The organism is Arthrobacter sp. TB 23 (assembly GCF_000294595.1).
In the GTDB taxonomy this organism is placed as follows: Bacteria; Actinomycetota; Actinomycetes; order Actinomycetales; family Micrococcaceae; genus Arthrobacter_D.
The window spans coordinates 125,786-145,651 of record NZ_ALPM01000041.1; the positions used below are offsets into that span (position 1 = coordinate 125,786).

At 63.9% G+C, this 19,866-nt stretch carries 22 protein-coding genes and 1 pseudogene; 8 read left to right on the forward strand and 15 right to left on the reverse strand.

Annotated elements, in window-relative coordinates; genetic code table 11:
- Positions 1–29: 29 nt before the first annotated feature.
- From B384_RS0105570 to B384_RS17865, 6 genes are all read right to left on the reverse strand, one after another.
- Positions 30–893 carry an ABC transporter permease gene (locus B384_RS0105570; protein ID WP_443110851.1) on the reverse strand — a complete coding sequence of 288 codons (864 nt, stop codon included), beginning with the start codon at positions 891–893 and terminating at the stop codon, positions 30–32.
- Positions 877–1,857, reverse strand: a complete 981-nt coding sequence (locus B384_RS0105575) for an ABC transporter ATP-binding protein (RefSeq protein ID WP_019482154.1) — start codon at positions 1,855–1,857, stop codon at positions 877–879. Before B384_RS0105575 ends, B384_RS0105570 begins: the two co-directional genes overlap by 17 nt.
- Positions 1,854–3,002, reverse strand: coding sequence for a LolA family protein (locus tag B384_RS0105580; RefSeq protein ID WP_019482155.1), 1,149 nt, complete (start codon positions 3,000–3,002; stop codon positions 1,854–1,856). The genes B384_RS0105575 and B384_RS0105580 overlap by 4 nt, the downstream gene beginning before the upstream one ends.
- Positions 3,003–3,142: 140 nt before the next feature.
- Positions 3,143–3,691 carry a hypothetical protein gene (locus B384_RS0105585; RefSeq protein WP_026040990.1) on the reverse strand — a complete coding sequence of 183 codons (549 nt, stop codon included), beginning with the start codon at positions 3,689–3,691 and terminating at the stop codon, positions 3,143–3,145.
- A complete protein-coding gene (locus B384_RS17860) occupies positions 3,688–3,954 on the reverse strand; it encodes a hypothetical protein (RefSeq protein WP_019482157.1) in 267 nt (88 codons plus the stop codon). The genes B384_RS0105585 and B384_RS17860 overlap by 4 nt, the downstream gene beginning before the upstream one ends.
- 160 nt (positions 3,955–4,114) lie before the next feature.
- Positions 4,115–4,774 carry an NUDIX hydrolase gene (locus B384_RS17865; RefSeq protein ID WP_019482158.1) on the reverse strand — a complete coding sequence of 220 codons (660 nt, stop codon included), beginning with the start codon at positions 4,772–4,774 and terminating at the stop codon, positions 4,115–4,117.
- Between the two features lie 60 nt (positions 4,775–4,834).
- Here B384_RS17865 and B384_RS0105600 point away from each other — a divergent pair, with 60 nt between their 5' ends.
- Complete coding sequence (locus B384_RS0105600; RefSeq protein WP_019482159.1) at positions 4,835–5,701, forward strand: MBL fold metallo-hydrolase; 867 nt, start codon at positions 4,835–4,837, stop codon at positions 5,699–5,701.
- A 69-nt stretch (positions 5,702–5,770) separates the two neighbouring features.
- On the opposite strand, the gene B384_RS0105605 is transcribed toward B384_RS0105600, so the two are convergent.
- The 4 genes from B384_RS0105605 to B384_RS0105620 all read right to left on the reverse strand — a co-directional run bounded on the left by B384_RS0105605 (position 5,771) and on the right by B384_RS0105620 (position 9,752).
- Positions 5,771–6,340, reverse strand: coding sequence for a potassium channel family protein (locus B384_RS0105605; RefSeq protein ID WP_019482160.1), 570 nt, complete (start codon positions 6,338–6,340; stop codon positions 5,771–5,773).
- On the reverse strand, positions 6,337–6,765 hold the full coding sequence (locus tag B384_RS0105610; protein ID WP_019482161.1) for an SHOCT domain-containing protein: 429 nt from the start codon (positions 6,763–6,765) through the stop codon (positions 6,337–6,339). The genes B384_RS0105605 and B384_RS0105610 overlap by 4 nt, the downstream gene beginning before the upstream one ends.
- Before the next feature lie 29 nt (positions 6,766–6,794).
- A complete protein-coding gene (locus tag B384_RS0105615; RefSeq protein ID WP_019482162.1) occupies positions 6,795–9,473 on the reverse strand; it encodes a LuxR C-terminal-related transcriptional regulator in 2,679 nt (892 codons plus the stop codon).
- A gap of 63 nt (positions 9,474–9,536) precedes the next feature.
- On the reverse strand, positions 9,537–9,752 hold the full coding sequence (locus B384_RS0105620) for a DUF1269 domain-containing protein (protein ID WP_019482163.1): 216 nt from the start codon (positions 9,750–9,752) through the stop codon (positions 9,537–9,539).
- A gap of 116 nt (positions 9,753–9,868) precedes the next feature.
- Between B384_RS0105620 and B384_RS0105625 the strand changes: the two genes are divergently transcribed.
- From B384_RS0105625 to B384_RS17870, 3 genes are read left to right on the forward strand one after another with little or no spacing between them, the layout of a single operon-like run.
- Positions 9,869–10,297, forward strand: a complete 429-nt coding sequence (locus B384_RS0105625; protein ID WP_019482164.1) for a DUF6325 family protein — start codon at positions 9,869–9,871, stop codon at positions 10,295–10,297.
- 35 nt (positions 10,298–10,332) lie between these two features.
- On the forward strand, positions 10,333–10,602 hold the full coding sequence (locus B384_RS0105630; protein ID WP_019482165.1) for an SHOCT domain-containing protein: 270 nt from the start codon (positions 10,333–10,335) through the stop codon (positions 10,600–10,602).
- Between the two features lie 13 nt (positions 10,603–10,615).
- The gene (locus B384_RS17870) at positions 10,616–11,803 is read left to right on the forward strand and encodes a hypothetical protein (RefSeq protein WP_156808982.1); all 1,188 of its coding nucleotides are present in this window, start codon (positions 10,616–10,618) and stop codon (positions 11,801–11,803) included.
- Here B384_RS17870 and B384_RS0105640 read toward each other — a convergent pair.
- Positions 11,797–12,288: a nucleoside deaminase gene (locus tag B384_RS0105640; RefSeq protein WP_019482167.1), complete on the reverse strand. Its 492-nt coding sequence runs from the start codon at positions 12,286–12,288 to the stop codon at positions 11,797–11,799. The genes B384_RS17870 and B384_RS0105640 overlap by 7 nt on opposite strands.
- Before the next feature lie 340 nt (positions 12,289–12,628).
- Between B384_RS0105640 and B384_RS0105645 the strand changes: the two genes are divergently transcribed.
- A complete protein-coding gene (locus B384_RS0105645) occupies positions 12,629–13,456 on the forward strand; it encodes a DUF1206 domain-containing protein (RefSeq protein WP_024476015.1) in 828 nt (275 codons plus the stop codon).
- 15 nt (positions 13,457–13,471) lie between these two features.
- On the opposite strand, the gene B384_RS0105650 is transcribed toward B384_RS0105645, so the two are convergent.
- From B384_RS0105650 to B384_RS0105665, 4 genes are all read right to left on the reverse strand, one after another.
- Positions 13,472–14,233, reverse strand: a complete 762-nt coding sequence (locus B384_RS0105650; protein WP_019482169.1) for an SDR family NAD(P)-dependent oxidoreductase — start codon at positions 14,231–14,233, stop codon at positions 13,472–13,474.
- Between the two features lie 8 nt (positions 14,234–14,241).
- Complete coding sequence (locus B384_RS0105655; RefSeq protein ID WP_019482170.1) at positions 14,242–15,240, reverse strand: acetamidase/formamidase family protein; 999 nt, start codon at positions 15,238–15,240, stop codon at positions 14,242–14,244.
- Positions 15,241–15,613: 373 nt separating this feature from the next.
- Positions 15,614–16,252, reverse strand: a complete 639-nt coding sequence (locus B384_RS0105660; protein ID WP_019482171.1) for an alpha/beta hydrolase — start codon at positions 16,250–16,252, stop codon at positions 15,614–15,616.
- An 8-nt stretch (positions 16,253–16,260) separates the two neighbouring features.
- Positions 16,261–17,238 carry a ring-cleaving dioxygenase gene (locus tag B384_RS0105665; RefSeq protein ID WP_019482172.1) on the reverse strand — a complete coding sequence of 326 codons (978 nt, stop codon included), beginning with the start codon at positions 17,236–17,238 and terminating at the stop codon, positions 16,261–16,263.
- A 181-nt stretch (positions 17,239–17,419) separates the two neighbouring features.
- Between B384_RS0105665 and B384_RS0105670 the strand changes: the two genes are divergently transcribed.
- The 3 genes and pseudogenes from B384_RS0105670 to B384_RS19985 all read left to right on the forward strand — a co-directional run.
- Positions 17,420–18,229 (forward strand): hydroxypyruvate isomerase family protein, encoded by an 810-nt coding sequence (locus B384_RS0105670; protein WP_019482173.1) that lies wholly within the window; start codon positions 17,420–17,422, stop codon positions 18,227–18,229.
- A 165-nt stretch (positions 18,230–18,394) separates the two neighbouring features.
- Positions 18,395–19,549 carry a glycerate kinase gene (locus B384_RS0105675; RefSeq protein ID WP_019482174.1) on the forward strand — a complete coding sequence of 385 codons (1,155 nt, stop codon included), beginning with the start codon at positions 18,395–18,397 and terminating at the stop codon, positions 19,547–19,549.
- Between the two features lie 161 nt (positions 19,550–19,710).
- Positions 19,711–19,866 (forward strand): annotated as a pseudogene (locus B384_RS19985) (CoA ester lyase); the annotation flags it as partial.

Consider the following 19,866-nt stretch of genomic DNA (forward strand, 5'->3'; position numbering starts at 1 on the left):
TCGGGAATCCAGCAAGATGAGGGCAGCCGTCAGGCGAGGACATCGCGCGTGGTGAACCGGCCGTAGGCGAGCGCGCCGAAGACCAGCACATAACCCGATTGTAGGAGGGCATTCGCGGCGAAGGAGGACCACTCGATCGGCTGCCGGAGCAGATCCGCGAAGCCAAACCAGTAGTGGCTCAGGAGCCAGGGGTGCAAGAGTTCCAGCTGGGGAAGCTGACCCACCACTTGGGAGACGACCGAGATGACCACCGTCGCGGCCATCGCGCCGACCGGCACATCTGTGAGGGTCGAGATGAACAGGCCGACGGCGCAGAGCCCGGTAAGCGACACGGTGACGTAGGCGCAGATCAACGCCGACCGCAGCAGAGACTCGCCGATGCTCACGGTGTCACCGGACAGGAGGGTCACCGGCCCCACTGGGAACAGGACAGCGCCAATCAGTGTTCCGGCCAGGACGACGGCGAGTGTCGCTGCCAGGCAGAACACCACAGCACCGGCGAATTTCACGGCGAGCAGCCGGCCCCGACCCACGGGTGCCACCAGGAGGTAGCGTAGCGTTCCGGTGCTGGCTTCGCCGGCGATGGTATCGCCAGCCACTACCCCGACAGTGAGCGGCAGAAACAGCGGAATAGCGACAGTGATCGCTGCGACAGCCACGAACAACCCGTTCTGGGTGATCTGGTCGAGGAAGGCCGGGCCGCGCCCCGTAGGCGGACCGGAGGTCAGCCGGACAGCCACCGCAATCAGAACCGGGATGGCCGCCAGCGCAAGAAGCAGAGCCCAGGTGCGCCGTCGTCTGAACAGGATTGAAAGTTCCGAAGCCATAAACACCAGCCCCGTTGCGGGCCGCCGCCCGATGCTGTGCGCCGGATCGTTATTGGACAACGTCAAACCCTTCCCCGGTGAGCGACACAAAAAGTTCCTCAAGCCCCACCTGATCGACGGTAAAGCCCTTCACGCGTACCCCGGCGGCCACGAGAGCGGCGACGATGGTCTCGGGTGGGAAATGCTCGGGTAGCGGGGCGCCCACCGCAACATCGGAACCGCCCGGGGTGTGGTGACTGGGTGTCGGCTCTTGCGGGGTCAATCCCAGCCGGGTCAACACCTGTCGGCAGTCCGCGCCGTCGGGGGTAAGTACCTCCACCCGGGTCTGGCCGGCGGCGCGCAGCTCACTCAGCTCGCCCTGCGCCACCAGCTTGCCCGCTCGGAGGACCGCCACGTGGGAGCAGATCTGTTCCACCTCGGCCAACAGGTGACTGGAGACGAAGACCGTGGTGCCTTCAGCGGTGAGGGAATGGACCAGATGGCGCACCTCCCGGGTGCCCTGGGGATCGAGGCCGTTGGTCGGCTCGTCCAGGACGATCAGGTCCCGATGTGTCAGCAGTGCGTTGGCGATCCCTAGCCGTTGCTTCATTCCCAGAGAGTAGGCCCCCACCTTTTTGTCGGCCGCCTGTGAAAGGCCTACCCGTTCCAGTGCCTGCGCGGTGCGGGCGCGGCGGGTCGACGGGTCAACGAAGCGGTCTGCGGCGTCGAGGCGGTGCAGGTTGGCCCGCCCCGAGAGGAAAGGGTAAAACCCAGGTCCTTCCACGAGGGCTCCCACCCTGGGCAGTACCTCGGGAAGAAACCTGGGGATCTTGCGCCCGAGTACCTCCACGTCGCCCGATGTCGCGCTCGCCAGGCCTAGCAGGATACGGATCGTTGTAGTTTTGCCTGACCCATTGGGGCCGAGGAAGCCGAAAACCGACCCCCGTGGCACTGACAGGTCGATACCGTCCAGGACTGTTTGCCCACCGAATCGCTTCGAGAGCCCCCTGGTCTGAACGGCAGGGCCCTCCGGTAACGTTTCGTCGCTCACTCGTCGTCGGCAACTGCCTGGAGACGATCGGCGGGCACGGAACCCACCAGAACCCGCCCATCATCGGTGAGCAGAACGTTCAGCAGTCGGGTCTGCATCAGGCGGCCGCCGTCGACCGGTGTGCTTAGCTGATCGATCATTCCGGTCAACTCGGGGTCTCCGGTCGGGAAGTCCCCGGCGGAAAACTCCACCACGGTTCCCCAGCCGGTGCCGGTGACAGTCGGTTCGGTTGACTCGTCGGTGGCTTCGGGCTTGCCATCGCTATGATCGCGTTTGTCGTCGTGTTCGCGGTATTCGCCGTGTTCCGGAGCCTCAGTGATGGTGGCACCAGCCGGGGGCGTGAAGTCGAATATCTCGGGAGCGGGCGCCTCGAAACTGATCTCGGTGTATGCGGCACTGAACGCCGGGGTGGTTCCGCTACTGGCAGCGACGCTGACCGCGAGCGGGAGGCCCGTCTCGGCGTCGACGTCGACCGTGATCGAACCCACCAGAGTTTCGTTGCTGCGGGGGGTCATGATCAGCTGGTAGGCGGCACGGCCGGCGACCATCCGGTCGGGGCCAACTGAAACTTCGGTGGTCGGGTCGGCCTTCTCGAGGAGGAGTGTGGCGAGCTGGTCCGGGGTCTGCACCCCGGGGAGGTCAGCCGGCACTCCGTCTGCCGACTTGATTACCGAATGTACTGCGGAGTTTTCTTCGGAGTCGTAGAACCAGAGCTCATCGCCGTTGAGGATGAGGTTTCGTTCGGCCATCTCGTCCTGGATCTGGATTCGAGCCTGGGTTGGGCCGTCAAGGAAGACCCGTGCGGTGTGTGGGGCAGTGAGCATTTCCAGCATGGCGCCCTCGGCAGTCGGAACCGAACCCCCGTCGGCGCCGGGATCAGTTCCAGGGGCTGTGCTGGGCCCCATACCGCCTCCGCTCGCACCATTGATCAGGGAGAGGTCAGGCAGCCCGAGGTCGGACGTCTGCTCCACGGTGCCCGAAAGTGCATCCACCGAGTGGCCGGCAGCTAGTTCGAGTACCTCGGCGGCGGTCAGGTCCGGCAGGTCGACCGCGGCGTTAGCCGTGAGTGGGACCAGGATGACCCCGGCGCCCATGACAGCTGTCACTGCTACGGCCGGCGCCCAGTTTCGCCACTTACGGTTCATGGTCCATCTCCCTTGATCACAAGTTCCGCAACCACAACGGTTATGTTTGGACGTTACTCCGGTTTCCTGAGAGTTTGATCTGAGTTTCCCGCCCCTGTCCGCTAGGGAAGCGAACGGTCTGGCCGGGGGAAAGTGAGCGCCTAACGGCGGCGTGAACCGAAAAGGTAGCCGCCGACTGCGGCGCCGAGGGCGACCCCGCTGGTCAACAGGGCGGTGCCGATCGGCCGGATCGGGAGTCCACTGCCGAAGGGCGTGTGGACGGCACCCGGATGCGAGGCCAGAGGGGCAGGCACGAGTCCCGATCCCACCGCAATGAGGACTCCGGCCAGAAGTAGACCGGTGCCCACCCACAGCACCACCACCGGTGAGCTGGGCTTCCTCGGGTTTGTCCCAGTCATGACCCGCTGACGTTTCCCCAGCCGGAGGCCGGCGGCTGCGGCGCTGGCCATCAGCCCACCGACCAGCAGCACTTGACCGCACACGGCGAGCAGGTCGGAAAAGGAGGAGGCGTCGTCGTCGACCGCTATGACCAACTCGGAGGAATAGGCGATGCTCTGCTCGCCGACGCCGGTGGGCAGGGGCAGCGTGGTGGGGGTGGCGCCGAACAGGAGTGACACCCCACCGAGCGTCACCACAAATGAGAGCGCGACAAGCCAGACGGCCACCGGCTTTAGAGTGAAAGTGGTCATGGTGCCCGCCACCCGCGAAAGTAGCCAAGTGCCCAGGCGATAATTATCAGCCCGAGCGCAGCAAGACCCAGCCCGAAGATTTCACCAGCGGTCGGACCGGGCAGGAGCACGGAGTTTGACAGCGGCGCGTAGGCAAACCAGCCAAACTCCAGGGGCGGCCTGGTCATCGCTGCTGTAATGATCATGGCCAGCCCGACGACGGCGGCGCCCAGTCCTCCCGTGAATACCCTGTGTGTGCGGATCCAGTTCAATGTTTCCCCCATCGACGCGCCGCGGCAGCGGCGACCTGCTCCAGAGACTACGCCGTGATGGGTGCGCCCGGGAATCGTGGTGGGGAACGGCGGGATTACCTCCGGCGGATCGCGGAAGGTTGAGGACCCCGGACGATCCGGTCGCGGGGTGCTGGGTGGGGTTTGAGGTGGGCTACGGTCGGCCCACCGGCGAAATGCGGCGGGGCGCCTGCAGGATCGGCTGCAGCGCTGCAGCCAGGCGTCCCGGGAGGCCGGCCAGTTCCGTTAGGAGCGCCTCCGTGGGGCGCATCAGGTTCAACTGCCCATCGGCGGCGCCCGCGAGAATCCACCGGGCTGTTGCCCAGTGCGACGAATCGGCCTCGGTGGTCTGGTGTCGCGGATCCATGGTCGGAGCAAGCACGGTCAGGTAGAAGAAGGTGTCGAAGCGCTTGCCGTAACTGGCAGGCGTAATCCAGTTGGCCCACGGGGTCAGATCCTCGGGCGCCAACACAGCCCCCGTTTCCTCCTGCACTTCGCGCACCGCTGCGGCGAGTAACACGCCGGATGCCTCAGCCGGGGACACCTCAATCGAGCCGGGCCCCCGGCCGGAGGCAATGCTGGTCGCCGCCCAGCTCCGCGCATGATTGGCCAGGAGGTGCGCCGGGGCGGGGTGGGCGACGGCGGTGACATGGTCGACGGCGTCCACGCGGCCCCCTGGGAAGACGACAACCCCTGCAGCAAAGTCCATCGTGAGCGAGCGGTTCTGGATGAAAATCTCATCCCCACGGATCATCAGAACGCTGACGGCCAGGCGGGGAACCACCGCCGGTGCGTCGTTGTGGGATGTTCTCATGCTGCGCACTTTATCCGATATGGGGGTCGGCGCAGGGACCGGGATCGCTAGGGTAGATGCATGGTTCAATTGCACACGCCAGGTCTGGTTTCCAGCAGCGACCTCACCCGGTATCGGCTTGCCCCAAATCCGGGGCCGATGAGTCTGGAGGGCACCAACTCGTATCTCATTGCAGCCCCGGAGGGTGAAGTGCCCGGCGAAGTGCCCGGTGAAGCAGCCGGTGTCGCAGCGGCGGAGACGGGGCAACGCCCGGTTGTCGTCGTGGATCCCGGCCCGTTGGATGAGGAACACCTGGCGGCGCTGGCCGGCGCGGGGAAAGTTGAACTGGTCCTGATTACCCATCGGCACCGCGACCACACCGAAGCCAGCGAACGCTTCCATCAGCTGACCGGTGCGCCGGTACGGGCAATGGATCCTGACCACTGCCACGGGGGAGCTCAGCTGGTCGACGGTGAAGAAATTTTCGCGGCGGGGGTGGCCATCCGGGTTATCGCCACCCCCGGGCACACCTCTGACTCGGTCTGTTTTCTCCTGCCCGACGACGGCGCTACCGGTTCAGTCCTGACGGGCGACACAATCCTGGGCCGCGGCACCACCATCATCGACTACCCCGATGGCCGGCTGGGTCCTTACCTGGACTCGCTGGCGAAGCTCAGCGCGCTCGGACCGGCCAGGGTCCTTCCCGCCCACGGCCCGATCCTCCCGGATCTGACAGCCATCTCACGCCACTATTTACGGCACCGGGGCGAACGGTTGGATCAAATCCGCGCTGCGCTCGCGGATATTGGTGCTGGCGCAACGGTACAGAACGTTACCGACGTGGTCTACGCCGACGTCGACGGGTCAGTCCGGCGGGCAGCCGAGGCATCGGTGGCAGCTCAGCTGGATTACCTGGGCGTCCCCGGCCAGACCACCGAGCCGGGGTGAAACCGACTTCGAACGGCAAGACCAGCGCGATCCGCCCACCACCCCGGTCAGGAGTGACAGCGGGCAGCGCTAACTTCGCCGAAGTAGCCCCTGACGCGCCGCGAAGAACACCACTTTTACGATCAGGATCAACAACCCCAAACCGGTGATCATCTGGATGGTCACCGCGACCCGCGCGAGAGTGTCGATGGGCACGACGTCGCCGAAACCGACGGTCGCAAATGTAGCTGTGGTGAGGTATAGCGCGTCCACCCGGCTCAGGGGCTCGCTGAATGACTGCGGATCCGTCACAGAAATGGACACGTAGAGCAGGGCGAACAGGCAGAGGAAGAGGGCAACACTCTGGACAACCGCCTCGGCGGCACGCACCTGGGGGACCCCGGAGGTGAGGACCAGCTGGATCTGAAGGGCCATGGCGATCAGGAAAATGAGCAACAGCGCGATGAGCCGTATCCAGGCGGCTGCCGCAGTGCCTGATGCGAATCCGGAAACGGGGAACTGGAAGTAGACGGCAAGTATCACTGCGAGAGTCACGATCGAACGGATCACGGCAACGACAACGACCCGGCGTCGTCGTCGTTGATCGAGTTCAAGAAAGGACGCCGGCCGGTTTTTGCTGTTCCGCCTGTCTGGTGTCATCGAGGTTGGGTGCCCGCTCCAGGTGAGCGGCCTGTGCTGAAGGGCAGATCGACCAGGATGCTCTCCTTGAGCCGTTGGAACTCGGCTTCAGAAATTGCGTTGTCATCCAACAGGGCCTTCGCGGTCTTGATCTGGTTCACGGCCGTCGCCTCTTCGTTGCCCGCGGTGGCTGCTGCTGCGGGGCGAGAAGACTCAATCATTCCGTAGCTGCGCAGGGCCATCGCCTGTCCGTGGGCTACGAGGTAGGCCAATGCTGTGAAGAAGGGAAGGAAGATGAGGAGAAGAACCCAGACGAACTTGACCCATCTACCCATTTCCGGGCTGCGGAAGATGTCGGCCAGTACAAAGAAGAGGAGCGACAAATAGGACACGAGCAGGAAAAAGACCAGCGTTGCCCAAAAGAAGTCCCAGAAGTTGATGCTCACAGAGCACCTCCTAGGGTCGGGTGCTACGACTAGTTGTCGTAGCGCGGGGTAAGGGATTTACGCGCGCCGTTGAGCACAACGGCGGAACTGGCTGGTGTGCTGGCGGTTGCCGGCAACAGCCCAAGGTCCTGGGCAATGGCGATCGCTTCCCGGCGGGAAGTCGCCCCCAGCTTCCGGTAAATGCCCCGGACATGTGTCTTTACGGTGTTTGTTGAGATAAACAGCCGCTCCGCGATCTCGTCGACGGTCGCGAAGGTGGGCAGCAGGGTGAGGAGATCCAATTCACGATGGGTGAGGGGCGGGTAGAACGAGCTTTGCCCGTTACCCCGGAAACGGGTGATGCGTGCGATGATGTGGCCGAACGCGGGAAAGTAGAGTTGTTCATGAACCACAGCAGCTCGGACTTCGGCCCCGGCAAACGCGAACGCGCGTAGCGTGCCGCTTTTGGCCCCCAATTGAAGAGCCTCCCCCAACGCGGTTCGAGCCTCGTAGGTCCGGTCCTCTTCGAGCGCTATGCGGCAGGTCAGAGCCCACGCGGTCAGAATGGAGCACCGGCTTTGGCTTTCAACGTAGCCAGCGGTGACTGCTGACAGGAGCTTCCGGGCGGCATTCAGATGCCCGGCGGCGAGGAGCTCCCACGCGGAGATGGTGTGCAGTTCTCCGCTCACCCCTTGATGCTGCCTGAGTTCCGACTTGAGCGTCTCCAATGCGTCGCCGTGTCTCAGCTGGAGCAGCATTGACGCCGTTTGGAGGGAGCAAATAGCGAGGTCTGGTGGGAACGCACCGTGGATAAGGTCGTGCCGCACCCGGTTTAACAGCCCGGCAGCAGCCTCATGCCGGTTGCTCCCGCTTTGAAATTGCAGGATCAGGGATAGCTTTGAGTTCGAACGGGCGATTACTGGGACGGCCGAATCGGCCCGTCTGACGTAGGCGTTGTGGAGCCGGGCCGACGAATCGTCCAAGGCGTGATAGGCGCACCACGCGGCGATCAGGTGCGCCGGCCTCAGGCTGGGGCCGTAGCGTAGTTCGGTTTCACCGGCGCGCCGGATAGCCCAGGTGGCTTCTGCCCGGGCCAGCCTGAATTCTTCACGGGAGACATGGACAGCGGCAGCAACCGATCGGGCATCAACCAGAGCCGTCAGGTTCCCGCGGTTACGGGCAAGCCGGGATGCCTGCAGTGATAGGGCCAGTGCGTCTTCAAACCGCCCCACCCCGACCATCGCTGCGGCCAGGACATTCGTCAGGTACAGGTCGAGGTCGTCGAGGGGAGGTTGTTCAACGACCTTTTCAAGCAAGTCCACAGCGTCCGTGAATGAGCCTCGCGACATATCCAACTGAGCCTGGAGAGCGGTTGCCAGCAGCACAAATGCCGCCGGTAGGTGCTGCCCAGCGCCGCTGCGTTTGAGGCGATCGAGGCCTTCAGAGGCTACGGTCGGGTCGCCCGCCCGTAACGCGATCACCCCTTCCAGGAGCGTCAGCTCCTGGAAGGGGTGACGCTTTTGGCTGGCGGATATTTCGAGAATCAGGTTGGCTTCGCCGCCCCACAGGAGTTCAAGACCAGAGGTGGCCACGGTGGTTCGCAATACATCGGGGTTTCCTGACTGCACCGCATGAACCAGAGCCTCCGCGTGTCGTCCCTGCTCCGGTAACCAGGCGGCCATCCGGGCGTGGGCGGCAGCCAGGGAATCTGTAGGATTCGCCGCAGCGTGAGCGTCGAGGAAGCGCTGCAGCAACCGGTGGCATCGAAAATGTCTGACCGTCAATGGCTCGCTACTGACGTCCATGATCAGACCCGTTTCGGCGCGGAGGCGTTCGAGGACCTGCGCGCCATTGGTTCGGCCCAGAACATGGTTGAGATCCTCGACAGTCCAGGTGGCAAGCGTCGACACGGAGAGCAGTAGTTGTTGCAGTTCGGGCCTGTAGGAGTCGAAGAGAGGCCGCATAAGCTGGCGATGCAAAGGGTCTGAGGTCGCATCCGGTGGGTTCTGGGAACTGACCGACTCTGCGTGGCGGGACGCCAGTCTGGTCGCCGCAGGCCACCCCTCGGTCAGATCAAGTAAGCGGTCAACGTCCAGGGGGGAACCCCTCACCAGCCGAACCAACTCACGTCTGGTGAAGGCGAGCGATCCGCCGTCGACCTCGATGAGAGCGTCGTCAAGATTGACCTGATACAACGCACTGAGCCTCGGTAGGGATCGACCGATCAGAATGAAGCGCACGTTCGATGCGGAGCGCAGAACAAAATAGTCGAGGTCCTGAAGGACCCGACGATCCCTCAGCGCGTGGCAGTCATCCAGGACGAAAATAACCTGTCCCTTCACCTCAGCGATGATCGTGATGATGCTGTCGATGGATGCGTTGTCCCCGGATGTCTCCGGCGCTGGGTGTCTGCGCAGGCGGCCATCCCCCAGCGTGGGAATTGCCAGCTCGATGGCACTCACCACCAGGGACCAGAACCGCGCGGGTTGGTCGTCGGCCGGGTCGATGGTGAGCCAGACGACGGGGCGGCCCTGAGCTTTCCGCCTGGAAACCCACTGAACAGCGAGCGTCGTTTTGCCATAGCCCATGCCACCGGTGATCGAGGCAAGTCGGGAGCCGGGCTGAAGCACGGCGTCCACCGCCTGCAAGAGACGTGGACGCAGCAAAGCAGACTGGTCCGGCCGTGGCGGCCTGACCTTTGTCGCGGCAACTGCTCCATATGTGACCATGGATCAACACGTCCTCACGATGGACTATCGGGCGGTCTCATGCATCTTTTGCAGCAGAACCCGTCAGCTGATACCAATCGTGGGAGTTCCTGGCTTTGAGCACAAGACCCGAGAGGCGTGGTCGGTCGCCGAAAAGGTGTTGCGGAGCGCATCCGCTGCTTCCCAGCCCAGGTTAGGTCCGAGGAGCACCATCCTGGTCCCGGCGAAGGCTTCACTGACCCGGTCGACGATTGCCCCACTCGTCAGCAGGAAGAGTGCCGAGGTGCCAGTGGTGACCATCTAACTGTGTCGTTCGGGACGTGGTTGGCAGATCACCCGGACCGGGTGATTTCAGTTCGTGTGGTTTGTGGAAAATTGAGCTTTGAACCTGAGCGTAGGTGTTGAAGAGGAGCCACATGCGAGTCGGCCCAGTCGAAGTGATCATCTGCACGTTTCCCAGCCCGGAGATTGACCAGAGTGTTGCTTTCTCATTGAGCGAGGCAGTTGAGTCGGGGGCAGTCGCCCTCCTCGACGTAGTAGTCGTTGCCAGGGATGGGCTGGGCACGCTCAACGTCAGGGATCTGGGGGACGATCTGCCGGCGGCCTGGTCGCGATTGATTGTCGATCCGCGGCCACTGACGTTGCTCAGCGAAACCGACATTGAGGTGGTGGCGGAGTCAGTCGGTGACAACGAGTCCTCGGTGATCGTCACGCTGGAGCATCGGTGGGCTCGGCGCCTGTCTGAAGACGTGCGGGCCGCGGGCGGGACAACCGCGCTGCACGTCCACATTCCGCACGACACAGTGGTCGACGCTTTTCAGGCCGATGGTGTCGCTGCAAGCTAATCGACTCATCCCAAAATCCGTTCGAAGGACACGAAATGCCATTCGGCAGACAGGGCAGACCGGGCCTCCTTGGATCCGTGGCCCAAACAGCAGTCATCTCAGGCACAGCACAGATGACCGCCGCGGCTATCAACCATCGGATGCATGACCGACAGGTTCGCCCCCATCCGGCGTCGAGTCCGCCACCGCCGATGACAGGCGGAGATCAGTTGGTTGACCAACTGGCCCGGCTCGCCAACCTTCACTCGGCCGGGGTGCTGACCGCCGCGGAATTCGCGGCCGCGAAATCCAGATTGCTGGCCTAGCCGGAGCGCGGCCATGCCCAGGAAACGTTGGGTCACGTCAGTGATCCTGGTAGTCCTCACCGCCGGACTGGTCTTCGCCACGGTTCCGGCTCTATACCTGCGCACCCAGATTCTTGCCACCGATCGATATGTGGCAACAGTCGCTCCGCTGGCGGCCGACCCAGCGATTCAGGCAGAGGTGGCCGAACACGTGACCGAGCGAATTGTTGCGTCAATTGATGTTGAGGGACGCGCCCGGGATGCATTGACCGAGCTGGCCCGGTCGGCACCGTTGGCAGAATCCCTGATCGCGGACCTGGTGCCGGTGATCATTGAACAAACCCACGCCAGAATTGAGGCTGTCGCTTCCCGGGTGGTCACCGCCCCGGAGTTTCAGGTCCTGTGGATCGCGGCGAACCGCGAGGCGCACCAGCGGCTCATTGGTCTGATCACGGGCGAACCCACCGGTGCGGCCCGCCTCGACGAGAGCGGTGCTGTAACTATTTCCACCGGGGAGATCATCGTGCAGGTCAAGGAGCGGCTGATCCGAGAAGATGTGACGATCGCGGCAAGAATTCCAGAGATCGACGCCGAGGTCACCCTTTTCCAGTCGCCAGAGCTGGTCCGGGCTGGGCGAACGATCAATGTCCTTGACCGTGGTGCAGTGACCCTGACATGGCTCGCCGCGCTAGGGTCAGTCGCTGCGATCGCGGTGGCACCCACCGGCTCGAGGCTGCGAGCGATTGGGACGCTGGGCTTTGGGACTGCGCTTGCCATGGCACTGCTAGCGGTCGCAGTGGGACTGGGGCGGGCGTATTACCTCAACGCGATCCCGTCCGACCGGATTACCCCAGCGGCAGCGCAGAGTCTCATCGATCGTCTACTTGCCCCACTGCAGGTCAGCTTGAGGAGCGTCTTCGTGGTTGCGTTGCTGACCATGCTGGTTGCGTTCCTGGTGAGACGGTCCAGTGTGGCTGTGGGGCAGCGGCGCGGCAATACCCCGGATGCCGGATACGCCCGCGGCGACAGCGACCCAGAGCCCTGGCAGCACAGCCTGGGGCGGCACAAACGTGCGGCCCAAGCCGCCGTCATCGTCGTCGCAATGGTCGTGTTGGTGCTGTGGCAGCAGCCGACGGCGGCCGTTGTACTGTGGACGACGGTTACTGCTGGGCTGGCCCTGGTGGCGGTCGAACTGCTGCCGCGGTTCATGACTGCTCAGTAGTCGACCCTCGCGGCCAGGGTACGCCAGGCGGCAAACGGAGCCGAGGCTGGGAGTTCCGCTTCCGCGAGTGGGGCCACCTGCCGTACCGGCATCGACCGTTCTTCATCCGGGGTGTTGAAGTAGTCGTAGAAGACCGCGTCATCAAAGCCGGCTTTCTCCGCGTCGAACCGGTCGGCCGCGTAAACGACCGATTCGACTCGCGCCCAGAGCGCGGCGGAGACGCAAAGTGGGCAGGGCTCGCAGCTCGTGTAGAGCGTGCTTCCAGAGAGTTCGAAGGTTTCCAGTGCGGTGCAGGCGTTGCGGATGGCCATCACTTCGGCATGCGCGGTCGGGTCATTGGACGCGGTGACACGATTGACGCCCGCGAAGCTACGACCATCGCTGGTGACGATTAGCGCCCCGAATGGACCGCCGTCGTTGTGGACATTTGCGACCGCCAACGCGACGGTCTCGTCGAGGAACCGCGCTTCGTCTTCAGTGTTCACAGGTGTTGTCTCCCGGGTGGGCAGCCGCCGTCGAGCCCTGGCCGGGGAATCCTCCCGGCGGGCGCTTCCGGGCAACTGCGGGTCATCAATGTGCAGGTCCACCTGGTAGATAGCTATCCCAGCCGGGACGCCCGCCGTTGGTTTCGTTCGAACTGTAGCACCGCGCTTTCCGTGGCCGAAAGGGCGCCCTGCTGCGAAGGCATCCCTCCTACTGACGTTTCGTCAACCACTAGCGTGGGCGAGGGTCCCTTCAGGAGCTGACGACGGGCCGCTTCCGAAGTTTTCCGGGTCGCTCCCCCGCCCGGATAGGGTAGAAGCTCTGGCTAATGGGGGAGCGTGGATGTCCGCGGGGGGAAGCAACAGGTCCGGAATAGCGGATACGGCTGAAAGTATCTCGGACGGGTTGGCATTGGACGTCACCGCTCGTTTTGGGTTTGCGGTGCTCGGGGTGGTGCACATCCTGATCGGGGTCATCGCATTGCAGGTCGCGTCCGGTGGGGACGGGCAGGCGGAGCCCACGGGGGCGCTGGAGCAGTTGGCTTCAGGATCTGCTGGACCGTGGACCATGTGGGCGTGTGCGATTGGTTGTTTGGGGCTTGCCCTGTGGCAGCTCAGCGAGTCCACCCTGCGGTATCGGCGGAAGCCAGTGGGGAAGCGGCTTGAGAAAGCCGTCTCGTCGGGGTCCCTGGCCGTCACCTACGGGATCATGGCGGTGACCATGGCACGATTCGCACTGGGCGATGGCCCGGACTCGAGTGAGTTCACCAGGGATTTCACCAGGACGATGATGGCCTACCCGCTGGGATCCTTCATCGTGCTCGTGGTGGGCGGCACGGTGCTAGGGATTGGCGTCTACTTCATCGTCAAAGGGCTGCGTCGAACGTTCAGACCCGAACTGGAGCACTTTGTTGATTTGCGGCGGGGTGCCGTGGTCGACGCACTGGGGGTGCTGGGCCACGTCGCGAAGGGGGTGGCGCTCATCCTCATGGGATTGCTCTTTGTGGTTGCTGCCATCACCAACCAACCGTCCCAATCGACGGGTCTGGATGGGAGCCTCAAGGCGCTCCAGGACCACCCGTTTGGGAATGGGATCCTGATCGCCATCGCTGTGGGGCTGATCTTCTACGGCGCTTTCGCCATCATCCGTGCCAGGTTCGGCCGGATGTAGCACTTTTCACCTGGCCTAGAACTGGATGCCCCGGGACAGCCCGCCGTCGACCAGGATGTTGGCTCCAGTGGTTCGGCTGGACCGCGGACTGGCAACGAATACCACGGTATCGGCAACTTCTTGCGGCGTGCCCATCCGGTGTGTTGGGTTCAGTCCCATCGCCATGCTGAACAGCTCGGGGTCGCCTTGTTCGATGTTCTGCCACACGCCGCCCTCGTGAAAGGTATTGCCGGGGGAGACCGTGTTGGCGCGGATGCCTTGCTCGGCCAGTTGAAAAGCCAGCCCTGCCATGTAGGCGATGAGAGCCGACTTGACGGTCCCGTAGGGCCCGGAGGCGAAGTCCACTTCCCGTCCGGAGACGCTGGAGATGGCAATGATTGACGCAGCGCTGCTCTGCTGCAGGTGGGGCAGCGCCGCCTTGACCAGCCTGACCGTACCCATGAGGTCTACCCTGAGGGATGCTTCCCAGTTTTCGTCAGTGTCGGGGATGGCGAGGGCGCTCACGTTACTGACCACTATGTCGATCCCGCCGAACATCGACGCTGAATCACCGACCCATCGTGCCACCGCGGCGGCGTCGCCCATGTCCATCGCCGTACCAGAGATGCGACCGCGGCTGCCAACCAGTGCGGCTTCACTAGCTTCGATCTCGGCGGGGTTCCGAGCGCAGAACCCCACGTTGGCACCCTCTGCCGCGAAGGATTCGACGATTGCCCGGCCAATACCTTTAGTACCGCCGGTTACCAGTGCGGTCAGTCCAGCCAATTGCAGGTCCATGGTCTCTCCTAGAGGTTCTTGCTGCGGTGACGCAGGTCATCGTGTAATCCGTCAAAAGCATGCACTCGGGGGAATAGCTTCTTTGCGGCCTTCACCACCACGCTGTAATTGGCATCGACGGCGTTGGCGATGGGCGCCAGCGCCGTCTGGGTGAGTAACTGGTAAGCGTCCATCTGATGCAGTCCGAAGAGCTCCTCAAACCACCTCACCATCTCCACCTGACCGATTCGCCAGGAGTCTTCCATGGGTCGTGAAGAACCAACGGCCATCCAGTGACTGTCGCTTTCGAGCCGAGGCCAGGCCGGAGCTCCACCCTTTATAAGCTCGACGATAATGGTTGAATTCATCGCTCCCTCCACGGCCGTTCCGCATGCTTCGCCCTCGCCCTGCCGGTAATGGCCATCTCCAATGGAGAACAAGGCTCCCTCGACGTTCACCCCTAAATAGACCGTGGTTCCGGCTTTGACTTCGGGGGAATCCATGTTGCCGCCGAAACGCTCCGGGACCAGCGATGACCGCACTTCGCCGCCGGGCGGAGCGACCCCAATGGTGCCAAGCATTGGTTCGAGAGGCAGCGCGACCTCGAATTCGGTATGCCGGGCTTGGAATCCAACGGTCTGCCGCGCAGTGTCAACGTGGTAGATCCAGGTGGTATCCGGGAGCGGTTCCTGCAGTAGAGCAGTGCGATCGGTGCTGGTGAGTCCGCCGAAGAAGGGAATGGTGGCCGATGCACCCCAGGAACGGGCGGGCGTCAGGTCCACAATATGAATGGCTAGAGTGTCTCCGGGTTCCGCGCCAGCTACGTAAAACGGTCCGGTTTGGGGGTTCACAAACCGGAGGTCCACCTTCTCACTGGACAGATCATCGACGCTGGTCAGGGCGTGGTTGAAGGCGTCCTCAGACCACAGCTTCAATACCGTTCCGGGCTGGATCGTCATGACTGGCGCTGCGCCGCCGAACGTGTAGACGAGCTGATCTCGGGCTGGAGTGTATTCAACGGCATCCATTACTGGATGCTATGCCGGTGGTTGGGCACTGACAAGGGTGCGGCACCGTCAAGGATGCGTAGCAGCCCGCCCCCATCCCGATCCGTGGGTGTCAGACTCAGGTACGCCGGTTCCTTGAACTAGGGCCGGCCCTGCGCAGCTCCGGTATGAAGGAGGTCAAATTCTTCAACCACGCCATCTGGGACAGCCCGGGGCTGGCGGCGTCGAAACGGTGAAATCCCACTGGGCGCAGCACGTGCTCCCGCACCTCTGGCCCCGCCCAGGATCAAGTGAACTCGACCTAGGACTCGATCGCTCGATGGTGCGGGCGCTCGGTAGTGGGGCCGTGGGGCCGCGTGGTCTGCCTGGCTTGGTGGGAGGCTGGCCGGAGGGATCAGCTCGTCGTCGTGGCCGTTCGGGAGCTGACCCATGCTGCCGCGCCCTCCACCTCCGAGGCGTGTACCCCGTGCCCGCCCTCGCGGACGCTCTGGTGAACGTCGGCGCCGGCGGCGTCGAGCACCGACTTCAGCTGCATCACGCTGGTTAGTGGCGCCATCGCATCCGCCTCCCCGTTGAAGAGGGCGACGGCGGTGCCCGCCAGGCCGCCGTCGACCGTCCGGTCACCCAACGGGTACATGCCGGAGAAGGCGACGACGTCAGTCAGCACCTCGGGGTGCAGCAGCACCGTAGCGAGCGCGATATTCGCGCCGTTCGAGAACCCGACGGCGATGATCTTCCGGCCCCCAAGGCCGTGATGTTCCCGCGCCCAACCGATGAAGTCGGTAAGCTCGCCCGCGCGCCGGACGACGTCGTCGACGTCGAACTGGCCTTCGCCGAACCGCCGGAACCACCGGTTCATGCCCTGTTCCTGCACCGGGCCACGAGGGGAAAGATAGCCGGCGCCGGGTGCGAGGCGTTCGGCGAGCGGCAGGAGGTCGTGCTCAGTCCCACCTGTGCCGTGGAGCAACAGCAGGACCGGGCTAGCCGGGGTTCCTGCGTGATACAGGTGCGGCCAGTTCTCAACGTTGGTCATCTCGATTCCTAACTCAGGAAAGTAGCGATTGACGGATTGTTCTCCGCTGGCACGTCGATCTTCGCGACCGCGTTGGAGATGGCGTCACGGTTCGGCTCGAGCCATGGTGGCAGCTTCAGGGAGCGGCCCAGTTCGAGCAGCGGCTCGTCGATGTCGAAGCCTGGGGTGTCGGTGGCGATTTCCAGGAGGGTTCCGCCGGGCTCCCGGAAGTAGATCGAGGTGAAGTACTGGCGGTCGAGGATGGCTGTCACGGCGTACCCGCGGTCGGCCAGGTCCTGGCGCCAGAGCTCCTGAGTGGCCTGGTCGGGCACCCGGAAGGCGATATGGTGCACGGTGCCGCCGGCTACGAGGCCACGCTCGCCGCGGCGGTCGGTGACGATGTCAACAACTGTTCCGGGCTCGCCATTGTGTGTGCTGAGCCGGTACCTGCCATCGGTCTCGCTGAGGATGTTCATGCCGAGGTCGCGGGTGAACGTTTCGAGGCTGGCGGTGGGGTCCTCGACGGTGAGCACTGAGGAGTGCTGCCCGCGGACCGCGTATTCGGCTGGCACCGAGGCGGAGTCCCAGGGGTTGCGGGGGTCAGAGAGCGACGATGCCACGAGGTCAATCTGCAGGCCGTCAGGGTCACGCAGTGACAGGCGTTCTTCCTCGGAGGAGGCGCGAGCAATCACCGAGTCGACCCCGATAGCTTTGAAGTGGTCCTGCCACCAGCCGAGGCTGCCCTGCGGGACAGAGAATGCAGTGGTGGTGGACTGTCCACTGCCGACCTTGCCGCTGCGAATGCCCTGCCAGGGGAAGAAGGTGAGGAGGGAGCCGGGATTGCCCGCTTCGTCCCCGTAGTAGAGGTGGTAGGTGCCGGGATCATCGAAATTCACTGTCTTCTTCACGAGCCGCAGGCCTAGACCCTTGATGTAGAAGTCGATGTTCTTCTGGGGGTCACCAGCAATTGCGGTGACGTGGTGGAGCCCTTCGGTCTGTGCGGTCACAACTTCCTCCTCGATAGATCCAGCGCTCGACGCCGGTATGTAGATGCAAACGCATGGACCCACGGGTTTGTTCCCGGGGTGTAGATGGGGGGAACTGGTTGACGCACTTCCGTGATCCTCCTAGCATTTCGCAAGGCGAAGAATACTTCCGAGATGCGGAATCACCGATGAGAGAATCCATATGACGTACACCGTGAACTGTTCAATCCTCTTCACCGAGCTGCCGCTATGGGACAGGCCAGCTGCCGCGAAGGCCGCCGGCTTCGATGCGGTCGAGTTTTGGTGGCCATTCCCCACTTCAACGCCCACCGCAGCCGAAGTTCAAGACTTCGAAGACGCCATCACGAATGCGGGAGTCCAGCTGACGGGCTTGAACTTTAATGGCGGTGATATGCCGGGCGGGGATCGAGGTCTGGTCTCATGGCCGGCCCGCAGCGAGGAATTCCGAGCCAACGTTCCGGTCGTCGTCGGTATTGGCGAGCGGCTGGGTTGTAAGCACTTCAACGCCCTGTACGGGAACCGGGTGGAGGGCGTGAGCGCGCAGGAACAGGACACGCTGGCCGTCGACAATCTGGTCCTGGCCGCCAACGCTGTCGCAGCAATTGGCGGGACGGTCCTCCTGGAGCCAATCAGCGGTGCAGACCGTTACCCACTCAAGACCGCCCAGGACGCGCTCAGCGTCATCGCCAATGTCCACGCCCACGGCGCCACCAACATCAAACTGCTCGCTGATTTCTACCACCTGTCAGTGAATGGCGACGACGTCGGCGGAGTCATCGAAGCACACGCCGAGGACTTTGGACATATCCAGATCGCCGATGCACCAGGGCGCGGCGCACCCGGCAGCGGTGACCTTCCGCTTGCCGACTGGATCGATCGCAGTCGAACCCTCGGATATCAGGGCCCGATCGGCCTCGAATACAAGAGCCCCCCGGAGCAGGCGTTCACCTGGCTTGGCCGGCAGCTGTCAGGTGAAAGCCGCATCGGTTGACCGCTTGCGTCGACGTGACGACTGGCAGGAACACTCCTTCACAGGATGTAGAACACCAACGGCCACCATTGGACACCCTCGGCAATCCGTTCGGTGGTGGCGTTTCACCTGCTGCACCGGGCTGTCCCGAGGCCGCAGCCGGCCCACCAATGATCTAATGGCGGTATGCGCATAGTGATTGCACCGGACAAGTTCAAGGGTTCACTCTCCGCCCCCGAGGTCGCCGAGGCAGTGGCCGCGGGGCTGCGCGGCGCGCTGGGACCCGATTCGATCCTCAACATTGAGCAGGTGCCAGCGGCCGACGGCGGCGAAGGGACTCTCGATGCGGCCGCCGCCGCCGGATTTTCCCTCCTGATCACCACGGTCACCGGCCCCACGGGTGAGCCGCTGGAAGCGCCGATTGCGATCCGCGGTTCGCAGGCAGTGATTGAAATGGCCCTCGCGTCGGGCCTGGCCGTATTGCCGAACAGCACGCTCGATGCGGGCGGCGCCACCAGCCGAGGCACCGGTGACCTCATTCGCTTCGCGCTCGACCACGGCTGCACCGACATCGTGCTCGGGGTGGGCGGCAGCGCCAGCACCGACGGCGGGGCGGGCCTGCTGGCCGGACTGGGCGCACGATTGCTCGACGACGACGGCGGTGACCTTCCGCCCGGTGGTGCAGCGCTCGTCCACCTCGCATCAATCGACCTGACTGGTCTTGACCAACGCCTGTCGACAGCTTCGATCACTCTCGCCTCCGACGTCGACAACCCACTCCTGGGCCCCAACGGCGCCGCTGCAGTGTTCGGCCCGCAAAAGGGCGCCACCGCCAGTGATGTCGACAATCTCGATACCGCCCTCGGACGGTTCGTGAGCGTTCTGGCGACAGTAGCCGGCCCCGCGATCGATGAGGCGGCCACCGCGCCGGGTGCCGGTGCCGCCGGTGGGGTGGGGTTCGCTGCGCTCGCCGTGTTGAACGCGCGGCGACGGCCGGGCATCGACGTCGTCCTGGAGTTGACGGGCCTGGCCGAGAAGCTGCGCGACGCAGACCTGGTGATCACGGGAGAGGGCAGCCTCGATGAACAGAGCCTGGGCGGAAAGACCCCCATGGGAGTGGCGACCGCAGCGGCGGTGGCGAACGTCAGGGCTATCGCCGTCTGCGGGCGCACCGTCCTGACGCCCGACCAGTTATCCACGGCCGGGTTTGAGCGCACCTTCGCGCTGACGGACCGGGAACCCGACGTCGAGCTGTGTATTGCCAACGCTGCCAGTCTGCTGGAGGAAGTGGGCAAGGAGATCGCTGCTTATGTTGGTCTTACCCAGCAGTGCGCCCGCTAGGCCAAGCCATTAATGTTCAGGGCAACTCACCTAACTGCTGACCATGTCTACCAGCATCTGAGCGCTCAGGCCGGGGATTGGGGCTGGTTTTGTTCGTAGTGTTTGGGTCAGCTTCGGTGCTGCGGTGGATTATGGCTCCGACCGTTCAGTAGTGTTCATATATGGCCTCCTTAAGAAACAGCCGCGCAGCTGCGCTCCCCGCCAAGCTCTCCCGTTCCTGGCTCCTTGCCTCCGCGGCGTCTGAGGCCAACTTCGCGCCTGCCCTCACCTCCGAGGCGGACTCGGTAGTGTTCGACATGGAAGACGCCGTTCCCGCC